The sequence below is a fragment of the Anaerotruncus sp. genome (assembly GCF_057433415.1).
Map to the genome: position 1 here is coordinate 14,621 of NZ_DBMDHH010000014.1, position 18,671 is coordinate 33,291.

Annotated in this window: 14 protein-coding genes and 1 other RNA gene; 1 reads left to right on the top strand and 14 read right to left on the bottom strand. The window is 61.1% G+C overall.

Annotated features, from left to right (window positions below; genetic code table 11):
* Positions 1 to 16 precede the first annotated feature (16 nt).
* From ACZO3G_RS05765 to ACZO3G_RS05800, 8 genes are all read right to left on the bottom strand, one after another.
* Positions 17 to 1,156 (bottom strand): M24 family metallopeptidase, encoded by a 1,140-nt coding sequence (locus ACZO3G_RS05765; protein WP_276872290.1) that lies wholly within the window; start codon positions 1,154 to 1,156, stop codon positions 17 to 19.
* Positions 1,157 to 1,184: 28 nt separating this feature from the next.
* Positions 1,185 to 2,069, bottom strand: coding sequence for a CoA-transferase subunit beta (locus tag ACZO3G_RS05770; protein WP_276872288.1), 885 nt, complete (start codon positions 2,067 to 2,069; stop codon positions 1,185 to 1,187).
* A 1-nt stretch (position 2,070) separates the two neighbouring features.
* Positions 2,071 to 3,027 (bottom strand): CoA transferase subunit A, encoded by a 957-nt coding sequence (locus ACZO3G_RS05775; protein ID WP_288283998.1) that lies wholly within the window; start codon positions 3,025 to 3,027, stop codon positions 2,071 to 2,073.
* Between the two features lie 10 nt (positions 3,028 to 3,037).
* Positions 3,038 to 4,138, bottom strand: a complete 1,101-nt coding sequence (locus ACZO3G_RS05780; RefSeq protein WP_172439196.1) for a CaiB/BaiF CoA transferase family protein — start codon at positions 4,136 to 4,138, stop codon at positions 3,038 to 3,040.
* 28 nt (positions 4,139 to 4,166) lie between these two features.
* Complete coding sequence (locus ACZO3G_RS05785) at positions 4,167 to 6,065, bottom strand: TRAP transporter permease (protein WP_172439195.1); 1,899 nt, start codon at positions 6,063 to 6,065, stop codon at positions 4,167 to 4,169.
* Between the two features lie 105 nt (positions 6,066 to 6,170).
* The gene (locus tag ACZO3G_RS05790; RefSeq protein WP_101550301.1) at positions 6,171 to 7,217 is read right to left on the bottom strand and encodes a TAXI family TRAP transporter solute-binding subunit; all 1,047 of its coding nucleotides are present in this window, start codon (positions 7,215 to 7,217) and stop codon (positions 6,171 to 6,173) included.
* A 91-nt stretch (positions 7,218 to 7,308) separates the two neighbouring features.
* On the bottom strand, positions 7,309 to 7,995 hold the full coding sequence (locus ACZO3G_RS05795; protein WP_276872283.1) for a GntR family transcriptional regulator: 687 nt from the start codon (positions 7,993 to 7,995) through the stop codon (positions 7,309 to 7,311).
* Positions 7,996 to 8,395: 400 nt separating this feature from the next.
* Positions 8,396 to 9,085 carry a GntR family transcriptional regulator gene (locus ACZO3G_RS05800; RefSeq protein WP_101550296.1) on the bottom strand — a complete coding sequence of 230 codons (690 nt, stop codon included), beginning with the start codon at positions 9,083 to 9,085 and terminating at the stop codon, positions 8,396 to 8,398.
* A gap of 370 nt (positions 9,086 to 9,455) precedes the next feature.
* On the opposite strand from ACZO3G_RS05800, the gene ACZO3G_RS05805 reads away from it, so the two are divergent.
* Positions 9,456 to 10,607 carry a M24 family metallopeptidase gene (locus tag ACZO3G_RS05805; protein ID WP_101550294.1) on the top strand — a complete coding sequence of 384 codons (1,152 nt, stop codon included), beginning with the start codon at positions 9,456 to 9,458 and terminating at the stop codon, positions 10,605 to 10,607.
* 346 nt (positions 10,608 to 10,953) lie between these two features.
* Here the strand turns inward: ACZO3G_RS05805 and ACZO3G_RS05810 are convergent, their stop codons facing one another.
* The 6 genes from ACZO3G_RS05810 to ACZO3G_RS05835 all read right to left on the bottom strand — a co-directional run bounded on the left by ACZO3G_RS05810 (position 10,954) and on the right by ACZO3G_RS05835 (position 18,615).
* A complete protein-coding gene (locus ACZO3G_RS05810; protein ID WP_276872296.1) occupies positions 10,954 to 12,405 on the bottom strand; it encodes a GntR family transcriptional regulator in 1,452 nt (483 codons plus the stop codon).
* Between the two features lie 55 nt (positions 12,406 to 12,460).
* Positions 12,461 to 15,082, bottom strand: coding sequence for a hybrid sensor histidine kinase/response regulator (locus ACZO3G_RS05815; protein ID WP_276872281.1), 2,622 nt, complete (start codon positions 15,080 to 15,082; stop codon positions 12,461 to 12,463).
* A gap of 2 nt (positions 15,083 to 15,084) precedes the next feature.
* Positions 15,085 to 17,037 carry a 5'-nucleotidase C-terminal domain-containing protein gene (locus ACZO3G_RS05820; protein WP_277138485.1) on the bottom strand — a complete coding sequence of 651 codons (1,953 nt, stop codon included), beginning with the start codon at positions 17,035 to 17,037 and terminating at the stop codon, positions 15,085 to 15,087.
* Between the two features lie 264 nt (positions 17,038 to 17,301).
* Positions 17,302 to 17,651: a transfer-messenger RNA gene (gene ssrA, locus ACZO3G_RS05825) on the bottom strand.
* A gap of 74 nt (positions 17,652 to 17,725) precedes the next feature.
* Complete coding sequence (gene smpB / locus ACZO3G_RS05830) at positions 17,726 to 18,193, bottom strand: SsrA-binding protein SmpB (protein WP_101550288.1); 468 nt, start codon at positions 18,191 to 18,193, stop codon at positions 17,726 to 17,728.
* Positions 18,194 to 18,216: 23 nt separating this feature from the next.
* A complete protein-coding gene (locus tag ACZO3G_RS05835; protein WP_101550286.1) occupies positions 18,217 to 18,615 on the bottom strand; it encodes a GtrA family protein in 399 nt (132 codons plus the stop codon).
* Positions 18,616 to 18,671: the final 56 nt, after the last annotated feature.

An 18,671-nucleotide genomic window follows, 5' to 3' on the forward strand; every position in this document is an offset into this window, starting at 1 on the left:
AACCGGCTCTTTTTTCTTATTTGATCGGGATGCAGACGAGTCCCAGCGGGAATTTGGTGAGCAGCTCGAGCTTCCTCTCCTTGACGCAGACGATATACTCGAGCGTAAAGGCGAAGTCCTCGTTGAGGTCGTAGATGTGGGAGTTGACGGAGATGAGCGTGTTGGGCTTCAGGATCACATCCTCGTCGTCCATGAAGTAGGGCGGCAGGTGGCCCGTACCGATGCCGTGTCCGAGGGGCACCGAACCGTTGTCCGGGTATCCCGCCTGCGCCAGCCGGTCGTGGTACCAGTGCTCGATCTCCTTAGTGGAGGCCCCCGGCACCAGCTTGGCGTTCAACTCGGGGATGATCCCCTCGATGGTATCGGTCATCTTGCGGAACTCCCTGCTCGGCTCGCCGAAGCACCAGGTGCGGAAGGTGTCGGTGCGGTACTCGTGCCAGACGGGATGAAAGTCGGTGTAGAAAACGTCGTTCCGGCGCAGGATCTTCCCCGAGGGCAGGTGGTCGCCGCCGCCGATGCGGGCGCCGAAGTTGCACTGGTTGGGGGTGTAATACCAGGTGGCGCCCAGGCGGCGCATCTCCTGCTCGCAGTGCCCCATCAGCTCCGCCTCGGTGATACCGACGCGCGCGTACTCAATGATCTTCTGCTGCGCGGCGTCGCCCATCGCGCAGACCCGGCGGGTGATCTCCAGCTCCTCCTCGTCCTTGATCATCATGATGTCGTTGATCATCTTTTCCCCGTCGACAATGGTGGCTCTGGGGAACTCCGTCTCGAGGTCGTGGTAGAGGCGGTAGGGGATGGAGGGCAGCTCCACGGCGATGGTGGCCTGCTCGCAGTCGTGCTCGTGGAGGATCTGGTTGGCGACCTCGAGGAAGGAGACCGGCTCCATGCCCGAATAGGGCGATTTCCAGAAGCGGATGTCCTTGATGTAGCCCTCATATTTGAGCCTGCGCCACTCCGCGATCGCCACCAGCAGGGTGGGCTCCTGGTCGGCCCAGACGAAGATGCAGTTCCCGAGGTTGAAGTCGTTGTGGAAGTTGCCCGACACATAGGAGTACTTCTGCTGGTGGGTGAGGATCATCACGTCGATGCCGCGTTTGCGCAGCTCCGCGCGCACCTTCTCGGCATTCCGCCGGAAGAACGAGTAATTCATCATGCTGTCACAGCTCCTTTTCCAATCCGTTTCAGTCGTACCGCTTGACAAACCGGCCCATCGGCTCGAACGAGTCGAGCATGTTCTGTAAGAACACCCCGAAATTCCCCTGCTCCCCCTCCTTGAGGATCTTTTTGCCGCTGCCGACATACATGCCCGAGGGGTCGAGCAGGCGCAGAATCTCAATCTCCTCCTCGGTGGGCGGCTCGGTCTCGCGGACGTCCGAAGAAACCTTCAGGTCCCAGGGCACCATCTCCCGGATCTCCTCCACCGACACGCCGGGATGATAGGTGGCGAGGTACATCTCCTTCGTCTCCGGGTCGAAACGGAAGGTCCCCTCGGCGGAGATGACGATCTCCGGCCCGCCGCCGGGCATCCCGTATTTTTCCCGGCACCCCGGCCCGTCAAGGTAGCCCGGCGAGGTGATGTAATCGACCTTCTCCACAAAGCAGCGCCTGGTGCTGCGCATGATGATGATCGTGCGTTTTGCGCTGGTGGCGATGTCGTTCGCCCCGCCCGAGCCGGGCAGCATGGTTTTGAGGCCGCCTGTCTCGCGGTCGAGGATCATCGTGGAGTTCACGTTGCCGTACCGGTCCACCTGCGCGCCGCCGATCACCCCAAGGTCGAGGCGGCCGTTCTGCATGTCGTTCATGATCACCTGCGAGCCGGGCAGCGCCACCGCCCGCTCGTTGACCGTGGTGTCGGTCACGCTGAACATCAGGCGGCGGGGGTTGGGATTCACGGTGCCCCACTCGGTGGTGACGACGATGTTTTTGGCGTGGGTGATCCCCGCGAGGCTCGCCGCCAGCGTCGGGATGCCGACCCCGGCGATCAGGGTCTCATAGTCGTGGATCACCTTTGCGGTGGTGACGACGAGCAGCTCGTTGAGGGTATAATCCTTCGCGTACTTTTTCACGCTACCGCACCTCCCCATATGCCAAAAACCGCTTTTCGGCGTGGTAGAGCTTCCACAGCCGCTCGTATCCGACCGTCCGGCAGTAGCCGTCCCAGTCCTCCACGCCGAAGATGTACTTGTCGCACCACTCCCGGAAGCCCTCCTCCGTCCGCCACTTTTCCAGCGTGTAGGCGCCGAAGGGGAAATCGTTGTGGTAATAGTAGTTGGAGGCGAACCAGTGCGCGCCGAAGGGTGCCTCGACGACCGCGTCCACGTTGTACTGCGGGATGATCGTCTGGTTGGGGGTGCGCCGGATCTCATCCGTGGTGACCAGCTCCTCGCAGCTCGCGATCACGTATTTCGCGCTGCGCACGAAGATGTCCGTGTTCCCGAAATGCCCGAAGAACTGTAAATTCCCCAGTTTGTCGGCCCGGTGCACATGGATGATGCACACGTCCGGCCGGGCGGCCGGGACCAGCGCGACGGGGGTTCCGCCGCCGTAGGGGTCGTCGATCACCCTGATGCGGGGGTTCTGCTCCGCGATGCTCGAGCCGATCATCGAGCGGGTCGGCAGGAAGGGCACGTTCATCGAACCGGCCAGCGCCATCAGCGCGATGCCGTAGTTGCTGTAGAACTCCATCTCGACCTCGCGGGGAATCTTCTGCTCCGCAGCGCGGCGGAAGACATAGTTGTTCCCCGCGTTGCCGCCTCCGCAGTAGGCGGTGATGATCCTTTTGACCCGCCCGAGCCCGAGCAGCGGGGCGGTGAGGCCGCTGTCGCTGTCGAGCAGCAGGGTCAGATCGGTCATCCCCTGCCGCGCGATCTCGTGCACGAGCGCGACCGAGCTGTGCTGCAGGCCGCTGAGCATCATGTCCCCGTCCCGCACGAACCGGCTGACCGCCTCCTTGGCGGTCATCACCTTGTCCCGGGACTTTTTATTTTCCACTCTGGGTGGCAGGTTGCTTTGCATCTCCCTCATATCCCTCCGATCACAGGCCGGGCCCGCCGAGGATCCCGCCGTTGTCCGCGCCGAGTTCGGGCGCGGGGCCCGGCTCCCTGAGCTCGAGTCCCTCGAACTTCACCGGGAACGCGACGAGCGGCTGCCCGTTCACCCGTTTTATCATCCCGCGGCTGACAAACTGCGGGTCGTTTTCCAGTTCCTCGATCCTGTTGACAGGCGTGACAGGTACGTCCGCCTCCCGCAGGATCTTCATCCATTCGTCCCGGTCCCTGAGCAGGAACTTTTCGTCGAGGCGCGGGTTGATCTCCGCGCGGTATTTCATCCGGTCGAACCAGCCGAGGTATTTCGGGTCCCTTCCGAGCTCCGGGTCGCCGAGCGCGTCGCACAGCCGCTGCCAGAAGTTGAGCTCCAGGCAGCCGACCGAGACGTATTTTCCGTCCCGGGTCCGGTAGGCGCCAAAGCCGCTGCGCCCCATCATGGTTCCCTTGGGCGGCATCCCCCGGTCGAAATACTCCAGGATGCGCGGCCCCATGAACGCCAGCACGCAGTCGGTCATCGACACGTCAAGGTAGGCCCCCTTCCCCGTGCGGCCGCGGTTGATGATGGCCGCGAGGACCGAGACCGCCGCGTACATGGCGGAGGTCAAATCCGCCACCTGCACGCCGCCGCCGGCGACCGGCGGCCCGTCCGGGTCCCCGGAGATGCTCAGCGCCCCGGCGATCGAGAGGTAGTTGACGTCGTGTCCCGCCAGATCGCGGTTGGGGCCGGTCTGGCCGAAGCCGGAGATCGAGCAGTAGACGACGCGGTCGTTGAGCGCCCGCACCGCCTCCCAGCCGAAGCCGAGCCGATCGAGCACGCCCGGGCGGAAGCCCTCCATCAGCACGTCGCAGTCCAGAACCAGCTTCCTGAGCGCCTCCTTCCCCCCGTCGCTCTTGAGGTCCAGCGCGACGCTCTTTTTATTGCGCCCCGCCGAGGCGAACATCCCGCCCTGGTACCGCGCGGGGTCCCCCTTGGGCGGGCGCTCCACCTTGATCACCTCCGCGCCAAAGTCCGAAAGGATCATCGAGCAGAACGGCCCGGGCAGGAAGTTGGTCAAATCTACTACGCGGACGCCTTCCAATGGCAGCAATAGACTCACTCCTATCTTCCCCGCCGCGCTACGCGGCGGGCACCTTTGGTTTTCGTTTGTACTGCGACCAGTTGATCGCGGAGATCACGGCGATGATCGCCAGCCCGACCAGGTCGCTGCCGATGCCGGGCTTGATGAGCACCAGCGCGGCAACGAGCGACATCGCCCGCAGGAACCAGTTGAGCTTCCCGAATTGATAGCCGGTCAGCCCGGCCGAAAGCGCGAAGGTCCCGAGCATGGCGGTGACGAACGCCAGCAGGATCTCTCCCGCCGAGCCGATCATCAACAGCGGCGTGCCGTAGACGAACATGAAGGGCACGATGAAGCCGCATGCCCCCACCCGCGTGGCCTGGAAGCCGGTGCGCATCGGATCGGAGCCCGCGATGCTCGCGCCCGCGTAGGCCGCCATCGCGACCGGCGGGGTGATGTTGGAGAGGCAGGCGAAGTAGAAGGCGAACATGTGCGCCGCGATGGCCGGCACGCCCATCTGTACCATGGCGGGCGCGATGAGGACCACCACGATGATATAGCAGGCGGAGGTCGGCAGGCCCATGCCCATGATGATCGAGGCGATCATGGTGAGGACCATCAGGATCGGCAGGCTGCCGTGCGACAGCTCGACCAGCATGCCCGTAAGCATCATGCCGAGCCCGGTGCGCATCAGGATGCCGATGACGATGCCCGCGCAGGCGCAGACCGCCGCGACCTCGAGCCCGCCGATCGCGCCCTCGATCATCGCGGAGACGAATTTGCGCAGGTTAATGCGGGTATGCTTGCGCAGCGCCGCCACCAGCACGACCAGCACGATGGTGAAGAAGGCGGATTTCTGCGCCGAGTAGCCGACCACACCGAGCAGGTAGATGAGCACGATGACCGGAATCACGAGGTGCCCGCTGCGCTTCATGATCTCGCCCGCCTTGGGCAGCTCGCTCTTCGGCATGCCCTTGAGCCCCGTCTTGGCGGCTTCCAGGTCGACCATGAAGAAGACCGCCGCGTAATAGAGCACGGCGGGGATGATCGCCGCCTTGACGACGTTCCAATAGGGGATCCGCAGGAAATCCGCCATGATGAACGCGGCCGCCCCCATGATCGGCGGCATGATCTGCCCGCCGGTGGAGGAGACCGCCTCCACCGCGCCCGCTACCTCGGGCCGGTAGCCGGTCTTTTTCATCATCGGGATCGTAAAGGTCCCGGTGGTGACCACGTTGGCGACCGCGCTGCCGCTGACGCAGCCCATGAGGCCGCTGGAGATGACCGCCGCCTTGGCGGGGCCGCCGCGCATGCCTCCGAAGGCCGCGTCGGCGATGTCGATAAAGAATTCTCCCGCGCCGGATACGCGCAGGAAGGCGCCGAAGAGGACGAACACCATGATAAAGTCGGCCGCGACCTGTAGGGGCGTGCCGAAGATGCCCTCTTCAGAGAGGTAGATGCTCGAAATGAACGCGCCCGGGTCCAGCCCGCGGTGCATGAGCACCCCCGGCATATAGGGGCCCGCAAAGCCGTAGATCACCAGGACGCCCACCAGGATCGGCAGCGTCCAGCCGACCTTCCGGCGGGCCGCCTCGATGACCAGAAGGGCCGCACAGACGCCCATCACCATATCAACCGCGTTGGGATTGCCGACGCGCCAGGCGATCGCCTTCTGGACCTTGATGACGTAAACAAAGACTACGACCGCGAGGATCGCGAACCCCGCGTCCAAAACAAGGGAAAGCCGCGGGTGCTTTTGGCTGGAGGGCTTGATCAAAAAGATCATCGGCAGCGCGAACGCCATCAGGGTCGCCCGCTGGGCAATGTTGGGCAGCGACCCCGAAAACGCGGTGTAAAGGAAGAAACAGGAACAGCAAAACGCAATGACCGCGATGATCTTCCCCCTGGTCCCTTTGAGCTTCTGCCCCTCCAGTACTTCTGTCAGCCAGTTCAGCATACTCATCCCTTTCTATTCAGTCTCCGGGTTTCCCTCCGCCGGCCGGCGGAGGATTGCCGGCCGGCGGAGACGGGGCCTCTTACGGTTCCCGCTGACGACCAGCGTTTATGGCAAGATGCTGATATCGAACCCGGCCTCCTTGTAGTAGCGCTCGGCGCCCGGGTGCAGCGGGAACGGGCAGTTGACCGCGGCGGTCTTTTCGTTGGTGTCCTTCCAGGCCGCGTGGATCGCGTCCAGTTCGTCCTTATGCTCGAACATGGATTTGGTGATATTGTAGACGAGCTCCTCGTCCATCGTATCCTTTACCATGAAGACGCAGCCGATGACCAGGGTGTTGACCGGCTCCTTCAGGCTGTCCACATAGCCCGCCGGAATCTGGCCGATCGTGTAGCAGGGGCTCTCCGCGTTGACCTCCTTGAGTTTCTCCATGTCCATGTCGATAAACCGGATCTTTTCGGTCGTGTCCAGCTCGATCAGACCGGGGGCCGCGCCGCCCTGCGGGAAGGTCATCATGAACGCGTCGATGTTGCCGTCCTTGAGCGCCTCCGTCTGCTGGGAGATGCCGCCCTGGTACTGGTCGACGTCCTTTTCAATGTCGATGCCGTGCGCCTTGAGGATCGCGACCGCGATTGTGTAGGCGCTGCTCCCCTGCACGCCGACCCCGAGTTTTTTCCCCTTCAGGTCCTCGATGCTGTGGACCGGGGAGCCGTCCTTGACGAGGATGCAGATGATGTTGTTGCTGAACATGGTGAGGGTGCGCAGGCTCTCATCCTTTTCCAGACCGGCCAGGCCGTGGTACTGCTGGTAGGGGATGTCCGCGGTCGCCATGCCGATCTCCATCTTTCCGCTGCGCACGAGGGTCAGGTTTTCAATGGTGGCCGCCGAAGGAGTCGCGCTTGCCTTTGCATTGGGAACATAGCTTGAAATCACGTTGGCCAGCGCGCCGCCCATCGGGTACCAGGCCCCGCCCACCGTCGAAGTCCCGATGGTGAGCAGCTGGGTCCCCGCGGGAGCCGCCGCTTCCTGGGAAGCGCCCGGGGCTGCGTCGGGGGCGGGCGTCTGGGGCTCCGCCTTCTGGCCGCACCCCGCCGTGCCGATGATCAAGGTCAATGTCAACAGGACCGCAACTAAAATACGCATGCTTTTTTTCATGTCACACACTCCTTTTCTCCGTTCCCTCGATTGCAGTTCGAATCCTTCCTTTCAGGCACATCCCCTTTCCGCACATCCATTTGTTTCCCGGCTACGCGCCGGGCAGCCCGCCCGACTCCCGCTCCAGGCGTTCGTTCGCCTCGCGGACCCGTTGCCGTACGGTGCGGCAGCCGTATATCATATGGATCCTGATTAGGTCCTCAACCAACTTCTCATCCCTGTCGCTCAGGGCCTGCATGATCTCCAGATGCCTCCGGATCGAACCGTCGATCTGTTCCACGCTGGTGTAGTACTGCGGGTAGCGGTGGGAATAGTGCATCAGGTCGGAGATGATGCCGATCAGGCGTTCGTTGCCGCACAGCCGGTAGATGTAGCTGTGGAACGCCTGGTTGCAGAGCCAGTAGGCGTAAAAATCCGCCGATTCGCGGTATTGCCTGCTGTCCTCGATCATCCGGTAGAGCTCTCCGATGTCCCTTTCCGTGACGCGCCGGGTGGAAAGCCTGGCCGCCAGGCTTTCCAGTGCCGCGCGGATCTCAAACGTCTTGCACACGTCCTCGTCGCTGATGATGCTGACGGTGATCCCCATGTGCGGGGCCGTCACGAGGTACCGTTCCTGCACAAGCTGCTGGACCGCCTCCCGCACCGGGATTTCGCTTACCTCAAATTTTTCCGCGAGGCTCGTGATGGTCAGGCGGCTGCCGGGGGCGACGCTGCCCTGAACGATCTCATCGCGCAGTTCGTAATAGACCTTCTCTTTTTTCGTCCGGTATTTTTTCATACAATGTTCTTCCTTAAAATATATTTTTCAAAAATATAATATACTTTACCATCAATATAGCAAAGGCACTCCGCAAAAGCAAGCATTATTTTCCTACCGCGTAAAAAATAGGCGTTTTGTGCATTTATTACCGTACAATCTTGTGATTAATGCAAATATTATGCATAATTACCACTATATTTTTCATTACTTTTTGTTCATATTGATTTCTCCGCCTTTTTTTACTTCTGAAAAAATTGAAAATATTTAAGCTCTCATTCGCAAAGATATATATTTTTCTTTATAACAATATATATTCATGAGCTTTTCAGCGCGTTTGCAGACATAAAAAAGCAGCCGTCCCTGACGGCTGCTTCTCCGATATGGGCCGCGCGGTGCGGCTTCTTCTGTAAAAATTTCGCTACTCCTTCTCTCCGGGGGCCTCCTCCCCCATCAGCTTCCGGCGCGCCTCCCGCACCCGCTCCTGCACCGTCTTGCACCCCATCACCATATGTGCGCGGACGAGGTCCTCCGTCAGCCGTTCGTCCCGGTCGGAAATCGCGTGCGCGATTTCCAAATGCCGGTCGATCGACCGCGAAATCTGCTTCGCATTCGTATAGTACTGCGGGTAGCGGTGGGAGTATTGCATCAGGCCGTCGATGATCCCAAGCAGGCGTTCGTTCCCGCAGAACTGGTAGATATAGCGGTGGAACGCCTGGTTGCAGAGCCAATACGCGTGGTAATCCAGTTCCTCATAGTATTTCCTGGAATCCTTGATCATCTTGTAGAGCTCGAAGACCTGCTCCTCCTCCATGCGCCGCACCGACAGGCGGGCCGCGAGGCTCTCCAGTGCGGCGCGCAGCTCGAAGGTCTTGCGCACGTCCTCCTCGCTGACGACGCTGACCGTAAGCCCCGCGCGCGGCGCGCTGATCAGGTAGGACTCCTGAAGCAGCTGCTGCACCGCCTCCCGCACGGGGATCTCGCTAACGCCGCATTTCTCCGCGATGCCGGCGATGGTGAGGCGTTCTCCCGGCGGGATTTCGCCCCGGATGATCTCTTCCCTCAGCTGGTAGTAGACTTTTTCCTTTTTGGTTTTATACGGCTTGGTCATAGACACGCATCTCCCGACTATGATTTTCAGATCATTCGGATTCGGCAGGCATTCAAATCTCCATCAAAATATATATTTGTTCAGGCCCATTCTAACTATATCAAAAATTTCCATTATTGGCAAATGAATTTCAAAAAAACCAAAAAAGAATCGCTTTCCTTCTTCTTAACGCTTGCAGCCGGAAATAAAGGCAAAAATCGTCTGCTTTTGTTGTATGATATCGCTAAACTTTTGAATGCGGATGGGAATCCGGTTGCTTTTCCCATTCCGCACATGCTATAGTAGAGGCGCGGCATTCCTTTGTTTTTTATCGGAAAATATATTTTAGGTCCTCAACCTATGATTTTGCGATAAAGAAGGAGTGTGTCCTATGATCCCAATCAATTTTGAAAAACGGCGCGCCGCGGTGGCACGGAAGGTTGAGGAAGCCGGTTTCGACGCCTACCTCGGCACCCGCACCGCCGCGCTGCACTATCTGGGCGGCGTCTTCATGCCGTGGCGCGGCATCGTAATCGTGACCAAACGCGGAGACTGCCGGTTCGTCTACTGGAAGGGCGACTCGGAACGCGTGCGGCTGGAGGGCCCCCCGATGAAGTTGGCCACCTACGGCGTCAGCAACATGATCGATGTGGCCGTAGGGGAACTGGTCGACCTCGGCGTGGCCGACGGTAAGATCGGCGTCGACCTGGAGCTGTTCGGCAACGCCCAACTCGCCCCCGGCATGCTCACCGCATCCGAATACCTCGCCCTGTGCAGGGCCCTGCCCGGGGCGGACATCCAAAACGGCGTGGCTCTGCTCGACGACGTGATCCTCCTCAAGGACGAGGCGGAAATCGAACGCCTCCGGCTGGCCACCGCTGCGGGCGACTACGGCTACGCCTGCGGGCTTGCCGCCATCAAACCCGGCGTTACGGAAAACCACATCGCGGGCGTCATCGAAAAGGCGATCCGCGATAAGGGCAGCTACTGGTCCTGGTCGGTCACCGCGGGGACGGAAGTCGGCTCGGGCGAGCGCACCGCCTATCTGGGCGGCGTGACCAACATCTCCACCGAGCGGAAGATCCGCAAAAATGAATTTGTCATTCTGGACCTTCACCCAGCGGTCGACCTCTATTACGCCGACATCTCCGTCCCGGCGTTCATCGGCAGGCCCAACGACAAGCAGAAGCACCTGATCGAATGCTGGGAGACCGCCGTGGCGACCGTCTTCGACGCCATCCGTCCCGGCGTCGCCATCGCCGACGTTGTGCGGAAGGGCGTTGCCGTCTATGAGCGCTTCGGGCTCGCGGAATACGGGGTAAACGGGTTCGGGCACGGCCTCGGCGTCTGTGCGCGCACCGCGCCCGCGATCAAATCCTACTGCAAGGCGGAGTTCCTCCCCGGCATGGTGTTCGCCCTGGGGGCGCATCTCTACCAGCCGGGCGTGGGCGGCATGCGTCTGGAATATCCCGTCATGGTCGGGAAGGAGCGTGCCGAATCCCTCGGCAGCACCGAGTTCCGGACGCACTACGTGGAGCTGTAGGGAGCATCCCGCCCACCGCTTCCCTCTTCGCCGCCGCTTCAAAAATGCGGGGCAAAACGTGGGTGATAATCAAAAAAAGAACCGCATGAAACGTACCGTTCATGCGGTTCTTTGTACGGATGCGAACCGTACGCTCTCCCGAATGTATCAATAAGGCCGTTTCGGTCTTTGATGTTTCGCAGACCGACGGCAAAGAACTCTCCTGGGCGCCTTTGCCTGAGGAACAGCCGGCTTGACGCCGGACCGTGCGGCGATGGAATTCTGGCAGCTGATCACCTGCTCCGCCTCCACCGCCAGGCAGGGAGCCGCCATAGTAAGCGCCGGGGCCGGCGGATCAGCATTTATTTCATGGGTGCACCTCTATCGTATCGGTAATTTCCGGCAAGATATTTTCACCATCTCCAGATGGGGACTGCTTGCAGTAATCGGTCAGGATCATTTCCGCAAGGCGTGCCTCACGGGCCATCAGGGCGCCGAACTTCCCGGAAAACCCCTCCCAATCCCGGCGTGTCAGGCAGTCCGCGGCCTGCCCGATGGTCTGAGCGTATTCGCTTTGCAGGCTGTGATTCCGCAGCCGGTGGACAGTAAAGGGGTATCCCCAGGCCAGAAATTCCTGGAGCGCCCCATAGCACTCCCGCACCATGGCCAACGGGCACCGCTCCGCAATAAAATCCAGAACAATATCAAAGCAGCGGTGGCAGCGGTCCCTTTCACACATCTCATTGAACTGCGCCGTCAAGCTGTCGCTGTCCGCTTCCGGCATCGTCCGCAGCATATGCAGCGAGACCGGTCCGGCCGTCAAGGATAAAAACTGCAGGCTCTCCCAGTAATACCGCAGTCCCTCTTTGATCTCCGGGCGGGAAAATTCAATATCCTCTACCTCCATACACACCAGCGTCCCTTTGCCATGGAAGGAGCGGGTCACGCCAAGGCTGCTTAAAATACTGAGCGTACGGCGCAGGGTGCGTACAGAGACGTCCAACTCCTCCGCCATCTTCGGCAGCGGCGGCAGGTAGCTCCCAATGGGATAGACTCCCGCCGGAATTTTCCGGATGATCCGGGCCGCCAGCGTATAGCAGAGCTGGCGCCGCTGCCGGTAGATTGTCCAGTGGAACGGGACCTGCTCCTCTGCCGGGTAACGCCCCCGGGCCTCGTGGCAGATGCCGATAATCTGGCGGATCGTGCCGCCGGCGTCATACAAAACCTTATCTGACCGGCCGGCCTCATTATCCCGGTCGTTTTGAAACATTGCGGACGCAACGGCATCATAGGCGTCTGAAACGGAGAGGCATGAGAAGCGGAGATAGCGGTCCACCTCCCAGAATAGATTCAGGATGAGAGAGTTGTTCAAAACGGACAGGAGCAGAGCGCAGAGCCGAATGGCGGGTGAAATAATCTGATCCTTCCGCCCCGCCTCCCAGTTCTCCCGCAGGCGAGTCCGACAGCTGTCGTCCATCTCCCGCAGCGCGTGAGTCAGAAGCGGCTCCAGCAGATAGGGCGCAGAGCGGCGCAGATCCTGGATCCCGTCACACCGCTGTGCGTAGTAGCGCGCCACAGCCTCCTCACGCGCGGCTCGGTCCGCCTGGTAGGTGACCCAACTGCCCTGTTTTGCCTCCATACGGATATAGCCATCCTCCGCCAGTATTAAAAGAGCGGCCCGAATGGTCTCCGGGGCCAAGTGAAAGGCGCCGGAGAGCTCCAGGATTGAGGGCAGCTTTTCACCATCAGAAAGCAGACCCGCCATAATGCGGGTGCTCAAATAATCATAGACCGATCCGCAGATCAACTTGTCGCTCACTTGCAAATGAAAAAACCTCCAAGTCAGATTCAACCATTCTATTATAACACGTTTTTCATTTTTCCGCCCCCGCACCTGTTTCCCGGCCGAACATAAACCGGTTCATCTGTGCATAGAGCGCCTTGATGTCAAACGGCTTGGAGATGTGGGCGTCCATCCCGGCCTCCCGGCTCTTATCCGCGTCCTCGGCAAAGGCGTTGGCCGTCATGGCGAAGATGGGGACGCTGCGCGCATCGGGGCGCTGAAGCGCCCGGATGCGGCGGGTGGCTTCGTAGCCGTCCATATGGGGCATTTGGATGTCCATCAGGATGAGGTCGTATTGCCCCGGGCCGGAGGTCTTGAACCGTTCCACCGCCTCCACGCCGTCCATGGCGGTATCTACAGAGGCTCCCGTCATCCCGATCAGCTCCGTCGCAATCTCCAGGTTGATCTCATTGTCCTCCACCAGAAGGATGTGCTTTCCATGGAAATCGCAGTCTGCATAACCGCCGCCCGGGCTGGGCTGCTCGCGGTCCTGGCTGAGGCCGGCCAGCGCATCGGCCAGGCTGCTCTCGAAAATCGGCTTGGTGACGATGCCCGCAGCGCCCAGCCCCTCCGCCGCCTGGGCGATGTCCGAGGCGTCGTTGGCGGTAATTATGACGATAGCGGTCTCGCCGCCCACGGCGGCGCGGATGCGGCGGGCCGTCTCCAGCCCGTCCATACCCGGCATCCTCCAGTCCAAAAAGCAGACGTCGAAGTCCTCGCCCCGGCTGTGGGCCTGCTCCACGCGAGCGACGGCCTGGAGCCCGCCGCTCACCGACTCCGAGCGCACCCCCATCTTGCCGAGCACCAGCGTGATGTGCTCACGGGCGTCCGGGTCGTCATCCACAACCAGGGCGCGGAGGTCCTCGTACCGGATCGGTTCCCTGCGTTCCTTCACCCGGCCGAAGGGCAGCTCCACGGTGAAGGCGCTGCCCTCGCCCGGGGTGCTGTCCACCCGGACGCTGCCGCCCATCAGCTCGGAGAAGCGCTTGACGATGGCCAGCCCCAGGCCGGTGCCTCCGTACTTGTGGGTCACGTCGGCGTTTTCCTGTTCAAAGGACTGGAAGATCTTATCAAAGTTCTCCGCCGCAATGCCGCAGCCCGTGTCCTGCACCACGAACCGCAGCCAGAGGGTGTCCTTATCCCCCAGCCCGTCCAGCCGGGAGACCCGCAGACTGATGAAGCCGCCGGCCGGAGTAAATTTCAGCGCGTTGGAAAGCAGGTTGGCGAGAATCTGATTGAGGCGCAGGGAGTCCCCCACCAGGGCCTCGTCCACGTCGCCGAGCAGGGTGGTCTCGCAGTGGATGCCCCTGTCTCTGGCCTGGGTGTAGTAGAGGTTGCCCAGGCTCTCCAGGAAGGAGCGGAAGTCGAACCGTGCCTTGCGCAACTCCACCTTGCCGCTCTCGATCTTGGACATATCCAGCACGTCGTTGATCAGGGCCAGCAGGTGGTTGGAGGAGAGGGTGACCTTCTTCAGGCAGTCGGCCACCTTGGCGTCGTTGCCGATGTTCTGCGCGGCGATGGCGCTCATGCCGATGATGCCGTTCATGGGCGTGCGGATCTCATGGCTCATGCGGCTTAAAAATTCGCTCTTCGCCAGGTTTGCTGCCTCCGCCCGCCTGCGCGCAGCCTCCGCCTCCGTGTTCGCGCGCAGCAGGGCCCGCTCGCTTCTGCGCATGGTTGCGTAGTAATAGAAGAAGACCGCCGACAAAATGGCGAGGATAATCACCAGCACGATGACCGCGTTCCGGTTGAGTCGGAAGGTCAGGTTGCGCACCGTGGTGTCCACCAGCTCATAGGGCGCGATCGTGAGTATAAACCAGTCCGTCTCCGGTACGGGGGCGTAGTGCAGATACCAGTCCCCGCCGTCCAGAGAGAGGGCGGCGATCCCCGCACCGCCGAAGCGGAAATCCGCCTGAAGCTGCTCCAGGGAGTACCCGCCGTCAAAGGCCGCGTACTGCTCCAGGGTGGAGAAGATGTTGGTGCCCTTGGGCACGTCGGCGCTGTACCAGCTGTTGTTAATGATGTAGTTCCCGTTGGGCGCCACGATGCTGGAGTAGGTCCGGGTGTCCTCCTTCTCCAGGGACAGCTGTTGGTTCAATGCCACGGTATCCAGCCCCGCCAGCACCGCGATGAACGTCCGGTCTCCGTAGGCCTGGGGTCGGATGGTGGCGCCCAGCAGCAGTATATCGTCCCCCAGAATTGTCTCGTTGTAGGAGACGAACGTCTCCTCCCCCTCCAGCAGTCTGCCAAGGGAGCTGATCTTGGAGGCCGCCGGAAAGGCGCCCTCCACGCTGTGGTACTCCCCGTGGTCGTCCAAAAAGGCCAAAAAGGTGAAATTGTTGTACTCCTGCACCTGTCTGAGGAAGTCCGACAGCGCCTGCTGATCCTCCAGGTCCTCGTCGGAGAGTGCATTCACCGCGGTGCGCAGCTGGGCGAACTGGGCGCGCAGGCTGGTCTGGAAGTGGCCGACGGTCTGGGAGGTCAGCTCCCGCAGATAGAGCGTACTCATTTCCATGGCGGCCTGCCGGGAGACCGTGTTGGAGAAATGGATCATGCCCAAAAAGCATATGGTGCAGGCGAGGATGATCGAGACGAGAAACAGGGCCGTAAAACTGGGCCTTTTCCTCCGCTCATGCGGCTGCAGGTCCTCCATGGTCATCCTTCCCTCCCCACAACGGTGATGCGGCCCTCCAGCCTGGCGGAGATGGGCTCGTCCCGGTGGTTGTAGAAATAGGCCCGCGCCGCATCGGCATAGGTCGCGCCCGTGTCGTCCAGCAGCGTGACGTCTTCTGCGGCAGGCGTGTCGGCGCTGAAGAGGTTCAGCATCGTGTAGCCGTCCCCGTTGTTGTCCAAATATCCGCTAGAGCCCGCCATATAGTTGTTTACAGCCAGCCGATAGCGCCTGTCCGGATCCAGGGGCGTCCCGTCCGGCAGGGTCGCGGACAGCAGCTCGGCGGGCGTACCGCCGTCCTGCGGCGTATAGGCGTAACGCAGCCCCGACACCTGGAGGAAGCGGCCGCCGGGCACCTCGTCCCGCGCGGTCATGGAGATGCCGTTTTTCAGCATCTCCAGGATAACGCTGCCCCGGGCCTCCACCAGGACGATGGTGTTGGCGTAGGGGCAGACCGCGGCCAGGTCCGCGCCCAGCACGTCGCCCTGATAGAGGCTGGCGCGGATGCCGCCGCCGTTGACCACGGCGATGTCCGCCTCCGTGTACTCCGCCACGGCATCCGCCATCAGGTTTCCGATGGCCGTCTCCTCCAGGCGGGTGTTGTAGTTTTCATAGAGCAGGTCCTCCGCCACGCTGCCCACCACCGACTGGTCGTAGTCCACCGCCTCGGAGCCGTTGACGCAGTAGTCGTCCACCGCAGCCAGGGCCTCCGCCATCTCCGCCTTTCCGTTCAGCACGGAGATCATGCGCTCCCCGAAGTACTGGATGATGTTGGAGGGCAGCCGCAGATCGTAGATATATCCGCCCTCCACGCAGTCCTCCAGGCCGGCTGGAATCTCGTTTTCCGCATCCTCATAGCCGGTGAGGTAGGAGTTGGTGGCCCCGGTATCGGCGATCCAGGCATCCTGTCCCTCCTGGGTGGAGAGCAGCTCCAAGACGCGCTTGCAGGCGTCCAGCTCCGCCTCTCTGCCCGGTTCGCTGAGCGCCGCGTTGATGCCGATGTAGCCGTCGGGGGAGGAGATGGCCCAAGGGTGGTTTCCCCGGCCGCTCAAAAAGGGCAGCATCACATATTCGTAGGCGTCCGCCTCGCCGCAGAGCTGCGCGAACAGCCGCGCGTTCCCGTAGCAAAACAGCAGCGTGCCGTCCAGCATCCGGTCCTTGACCGGCAGGGCGTTGGTCTGCTTGAGAGAGAGGGTCTGGGCGTTCAGATAGCCCCGCTCCACACAGCTCTCCAGGTCGTCCAGGCAGTTGTCCCACCGCCCGCTGAAGGCGACGGTGCCCTTTTCGACGCCGCCCATCCACCGGATGCCGTCCATCAGGCCGAGGAAGTCCGGCACCTGGGTGCCGATGATGTAGGAACCCACCGCCGCGGTCCCGACGATGTCGATGCCGAACATGGTCCCGTCCGGTCCGATGCCGACACCCTGTTCCCTGCCGGCGTCGAGCAGCGCCATCAGCTCCGCGTTGGAGGCGGGCAGCGCGTCCGCCAACCCGTCGGCAAGGGTTTTGTTTAAGATGTAGCCGGAGTACTGCCCGGGCAGGGGCAGGTAGCGCGTCCTGCCCTCGATCATGACCGGGTCCATCACCGTGGCCTGGTAGCCGGTGGAAAAGGCCGTGGCGCTCAGGTCCAGCATATAACCCTTCACGTCGCCGGTGGGCAGGGTGGTGACCACAAGGTCGGTGCCGTGGCTGTTGCGCAGGCGGCGCTCGCTGTCCCCGTTCATCATGGCCGTGGTGGTGGGCTCCACCTGCAGGTCGATGTCCTGACAGGAGGTCTCCACCAGCGCCTCAAAGCGGTTCAGGCCCGATGGGTACATCATGGTGACCACCGTTTTTCCAGAGGAAAGCGCTCCCTCCGGTATCTGCTGCCGGCAGCCGGTACTGCCGAGCAAAAGCGCCAGTCCCAGGAAAAGGCAGATATAACGTCTCTTTTTCATTTCAACTGCTCCCTATCGCGCCTTGATTGCCCCACTGGCAGCCAACGGGCTTAATAATCTAAATTTTAATTATCGTAGCATATTCATGGACATAGTTCAAGGCATATCTGATATATTTATGGACAGAGATGCCAGAAAGACAGCCGAAAGCGTGGAGGCGTTATTTAAAAGTATTTTGGCGGGCGAACAATAAAGTGGGTTAATAAGTGGGTTATTCAAAACGAAAGGACCGCATGAAACGTACTGTTCATGCGGTCCTTACTATGGTGGAGCCGAGGGGAATCGAACCCCTGTCCGAAAACCAGTCCATACAGGCTTCTCCGAGTGCAGCCGGTCTTTTTAAATTCCCTTGCCGCGCCGCCGTCCGGCAGGCTGCGCAGCTTGGTAGCCCCGAATACAATCCAGCCCTACGAGGCGCTCAGACGGATCGTTCACCACTCATCGACGCTCTGTCCGCGGCCGTGGTACTCCGCGGCAGAACGACGGCTTAATTAAGCCGCAAAAGCTAAATTATTGTTGTCGTCTAATTTAAAAACGTCATACTTTTATAGAGGTGCATGCTCCTCTACTCGCTACCCGTACTTCATGACCCCCGTCGAAACCTTTACGGCCCCGTATCGGTGGGGAAAGCCTTTCCCATGGCCATTTTGTCACGATCCTTGTGGGAACGTGCCTATTATACCAGAGTTTACGCCTTTTGTCTATCGCGCAGGGCGCGGTCAATATCCCGCTGAGCGGCTTTCTTGGCCATATCGGCGCGTTTATCGTGCAATTGCTTACCCTTGCAGAGCCCCAGCTGCACTTTCACGCGCGAGCCCTTGAAATAGAGGGAAAGCGGGATGAGCGTATAGCCCTGCTGCGCGACAAGCCCGGCCAGCCGGTGGATCTCCCGCCGGTGCATGAGCAGGCGGCGCGGACGGTAGGGGTCCTTATTAAAGATATTGCCCTGCTCGTAGGGGGAGATGTGCATCTGCTTGATGTAGAGCTCCCCGTCCACGACGTCGCACCAGCTGTCCTTGAGGTTGCAGGCGCCCTTGCGCAGGGATTTGACCTCGGTGCCGAAGAGTTCGATCCCTGCCTCGAAGCTGTCCTCCACAAAGTAGTCGTGCCGCGCCTTGCGGTTGAGCGTGATGGTTTTGGTGGACGCTTTTTCCACGCCCGCACCCCCTTTTTGTCCGGTTACTTCTGTCCTTTGAAGATCCACAGCCGGCTGATGAGGAAATTCACCGCCAGCGTAAAGCAGGTGACGACCAGTTTGGCCGTCAGCTTGCCAAGCCCCAGCTGCACGGTGCACAGGTTGATGAGCAGTACGCTGAGCAGCAGCACCGCCAGGTTCCCCACAATGAACCGCACGAGCTGGAGGCTGAAAAAGCGCTCCCCCGTCCGGAAGGTCCAGCTGCGGTTGACAAGGTAGCTGTTAAGCATCCCCGCCGAATAGCCGCACACCTGTGAAAACGGCACGCTCAATCCGAGCGCGACCGCCAGCAGCGTATAGACGCCGAAATCGATCAGCGTGTTCGCCGCGCCGGTGACCCCGAATTTGATGATCCTTTTAAATTCCTCGCGGTCGAGCCGCATCTTTGATCCATCTCCCCCGGCGGCGGGACAGCCGCTCTTTTAGTATGGTCCGCAAA

Bases quoted from the DNA above. Each gene is read 5' to 3' on its own strand.
- ACZO3G_RS05765 (WP_276872290.1), bottom strand. From the start codon at position 1,156: ATGATGAATTACTCGTTCTTCCGGCGGAATGCCGAGAAGGTGCGCGCG.
- ACZO3G_RS05820 (WP_277138485.1), bottom strand. From the start codon at position 17,037: ATGAAAAAGAGACGTTATATCTGCCTTTTCCTGGGACTGGCGCTTTTG.
- ACZO3G_RS05775 (WP_288283998.1), bottom strand. From the start codon at position 3,027: ATGAGGGAGATGCAAAGCAACCTGCCACCCAGAGTGGAAAATAAAAAG.
- ACZO3G_RS05805 (WP_101550294.1), top strand. From the start codon at position 9,456: ATGATCCCAATCAATTTTGAAAAACGGCGCGCCGCGGTGGCACGGAAG.
- ACZO3G_RS05790 (WP_101550301.1), bottom strand. From the start codon at position 7,217: ATGAAAAAAAGCATGCGTATTTTAGTTGCGGTCCTGTTGACATTGACC.
- ACZO3G_RS05835 (WP_101550286.1), bottom strand. From the start codon at position 18,615: ATGCGGCTCGACCGCGAGGAATTTAAAAGGATCATCAAATTCGGGGTC.
- ACZO3G_RS05795 (WP_276872283.1), bottom strand. From the start codon at position 7,995: ATGAAAAAATACCGGACGAAAAAAGAGAAGGTCTATTACGAACTGCGC.
- ACZO3G_RS05815 (WP_276872281.1), bottom strand. From the start codon at position 15,082: ATGGAGGACCTGCAGCCGCATGAGCGGAGGAAAAGGCCCAGTTTTACG.
- ACZO3G_RS05785 (WP_172439195.1), bottom strand. From the start codon at position 6,065: ATGCTGAACTGGCTGACAGAAGTACTGGAGGGGCAGAAGCTCAAAGGG.
- ACZO3G_RS05800 (WP_101550296.1), bottom strand. From the start codon at position 9,085: ATGACCAAGCCGTATAAAACCAAAAAGGAAAAAGTCTACTACCAGCTG.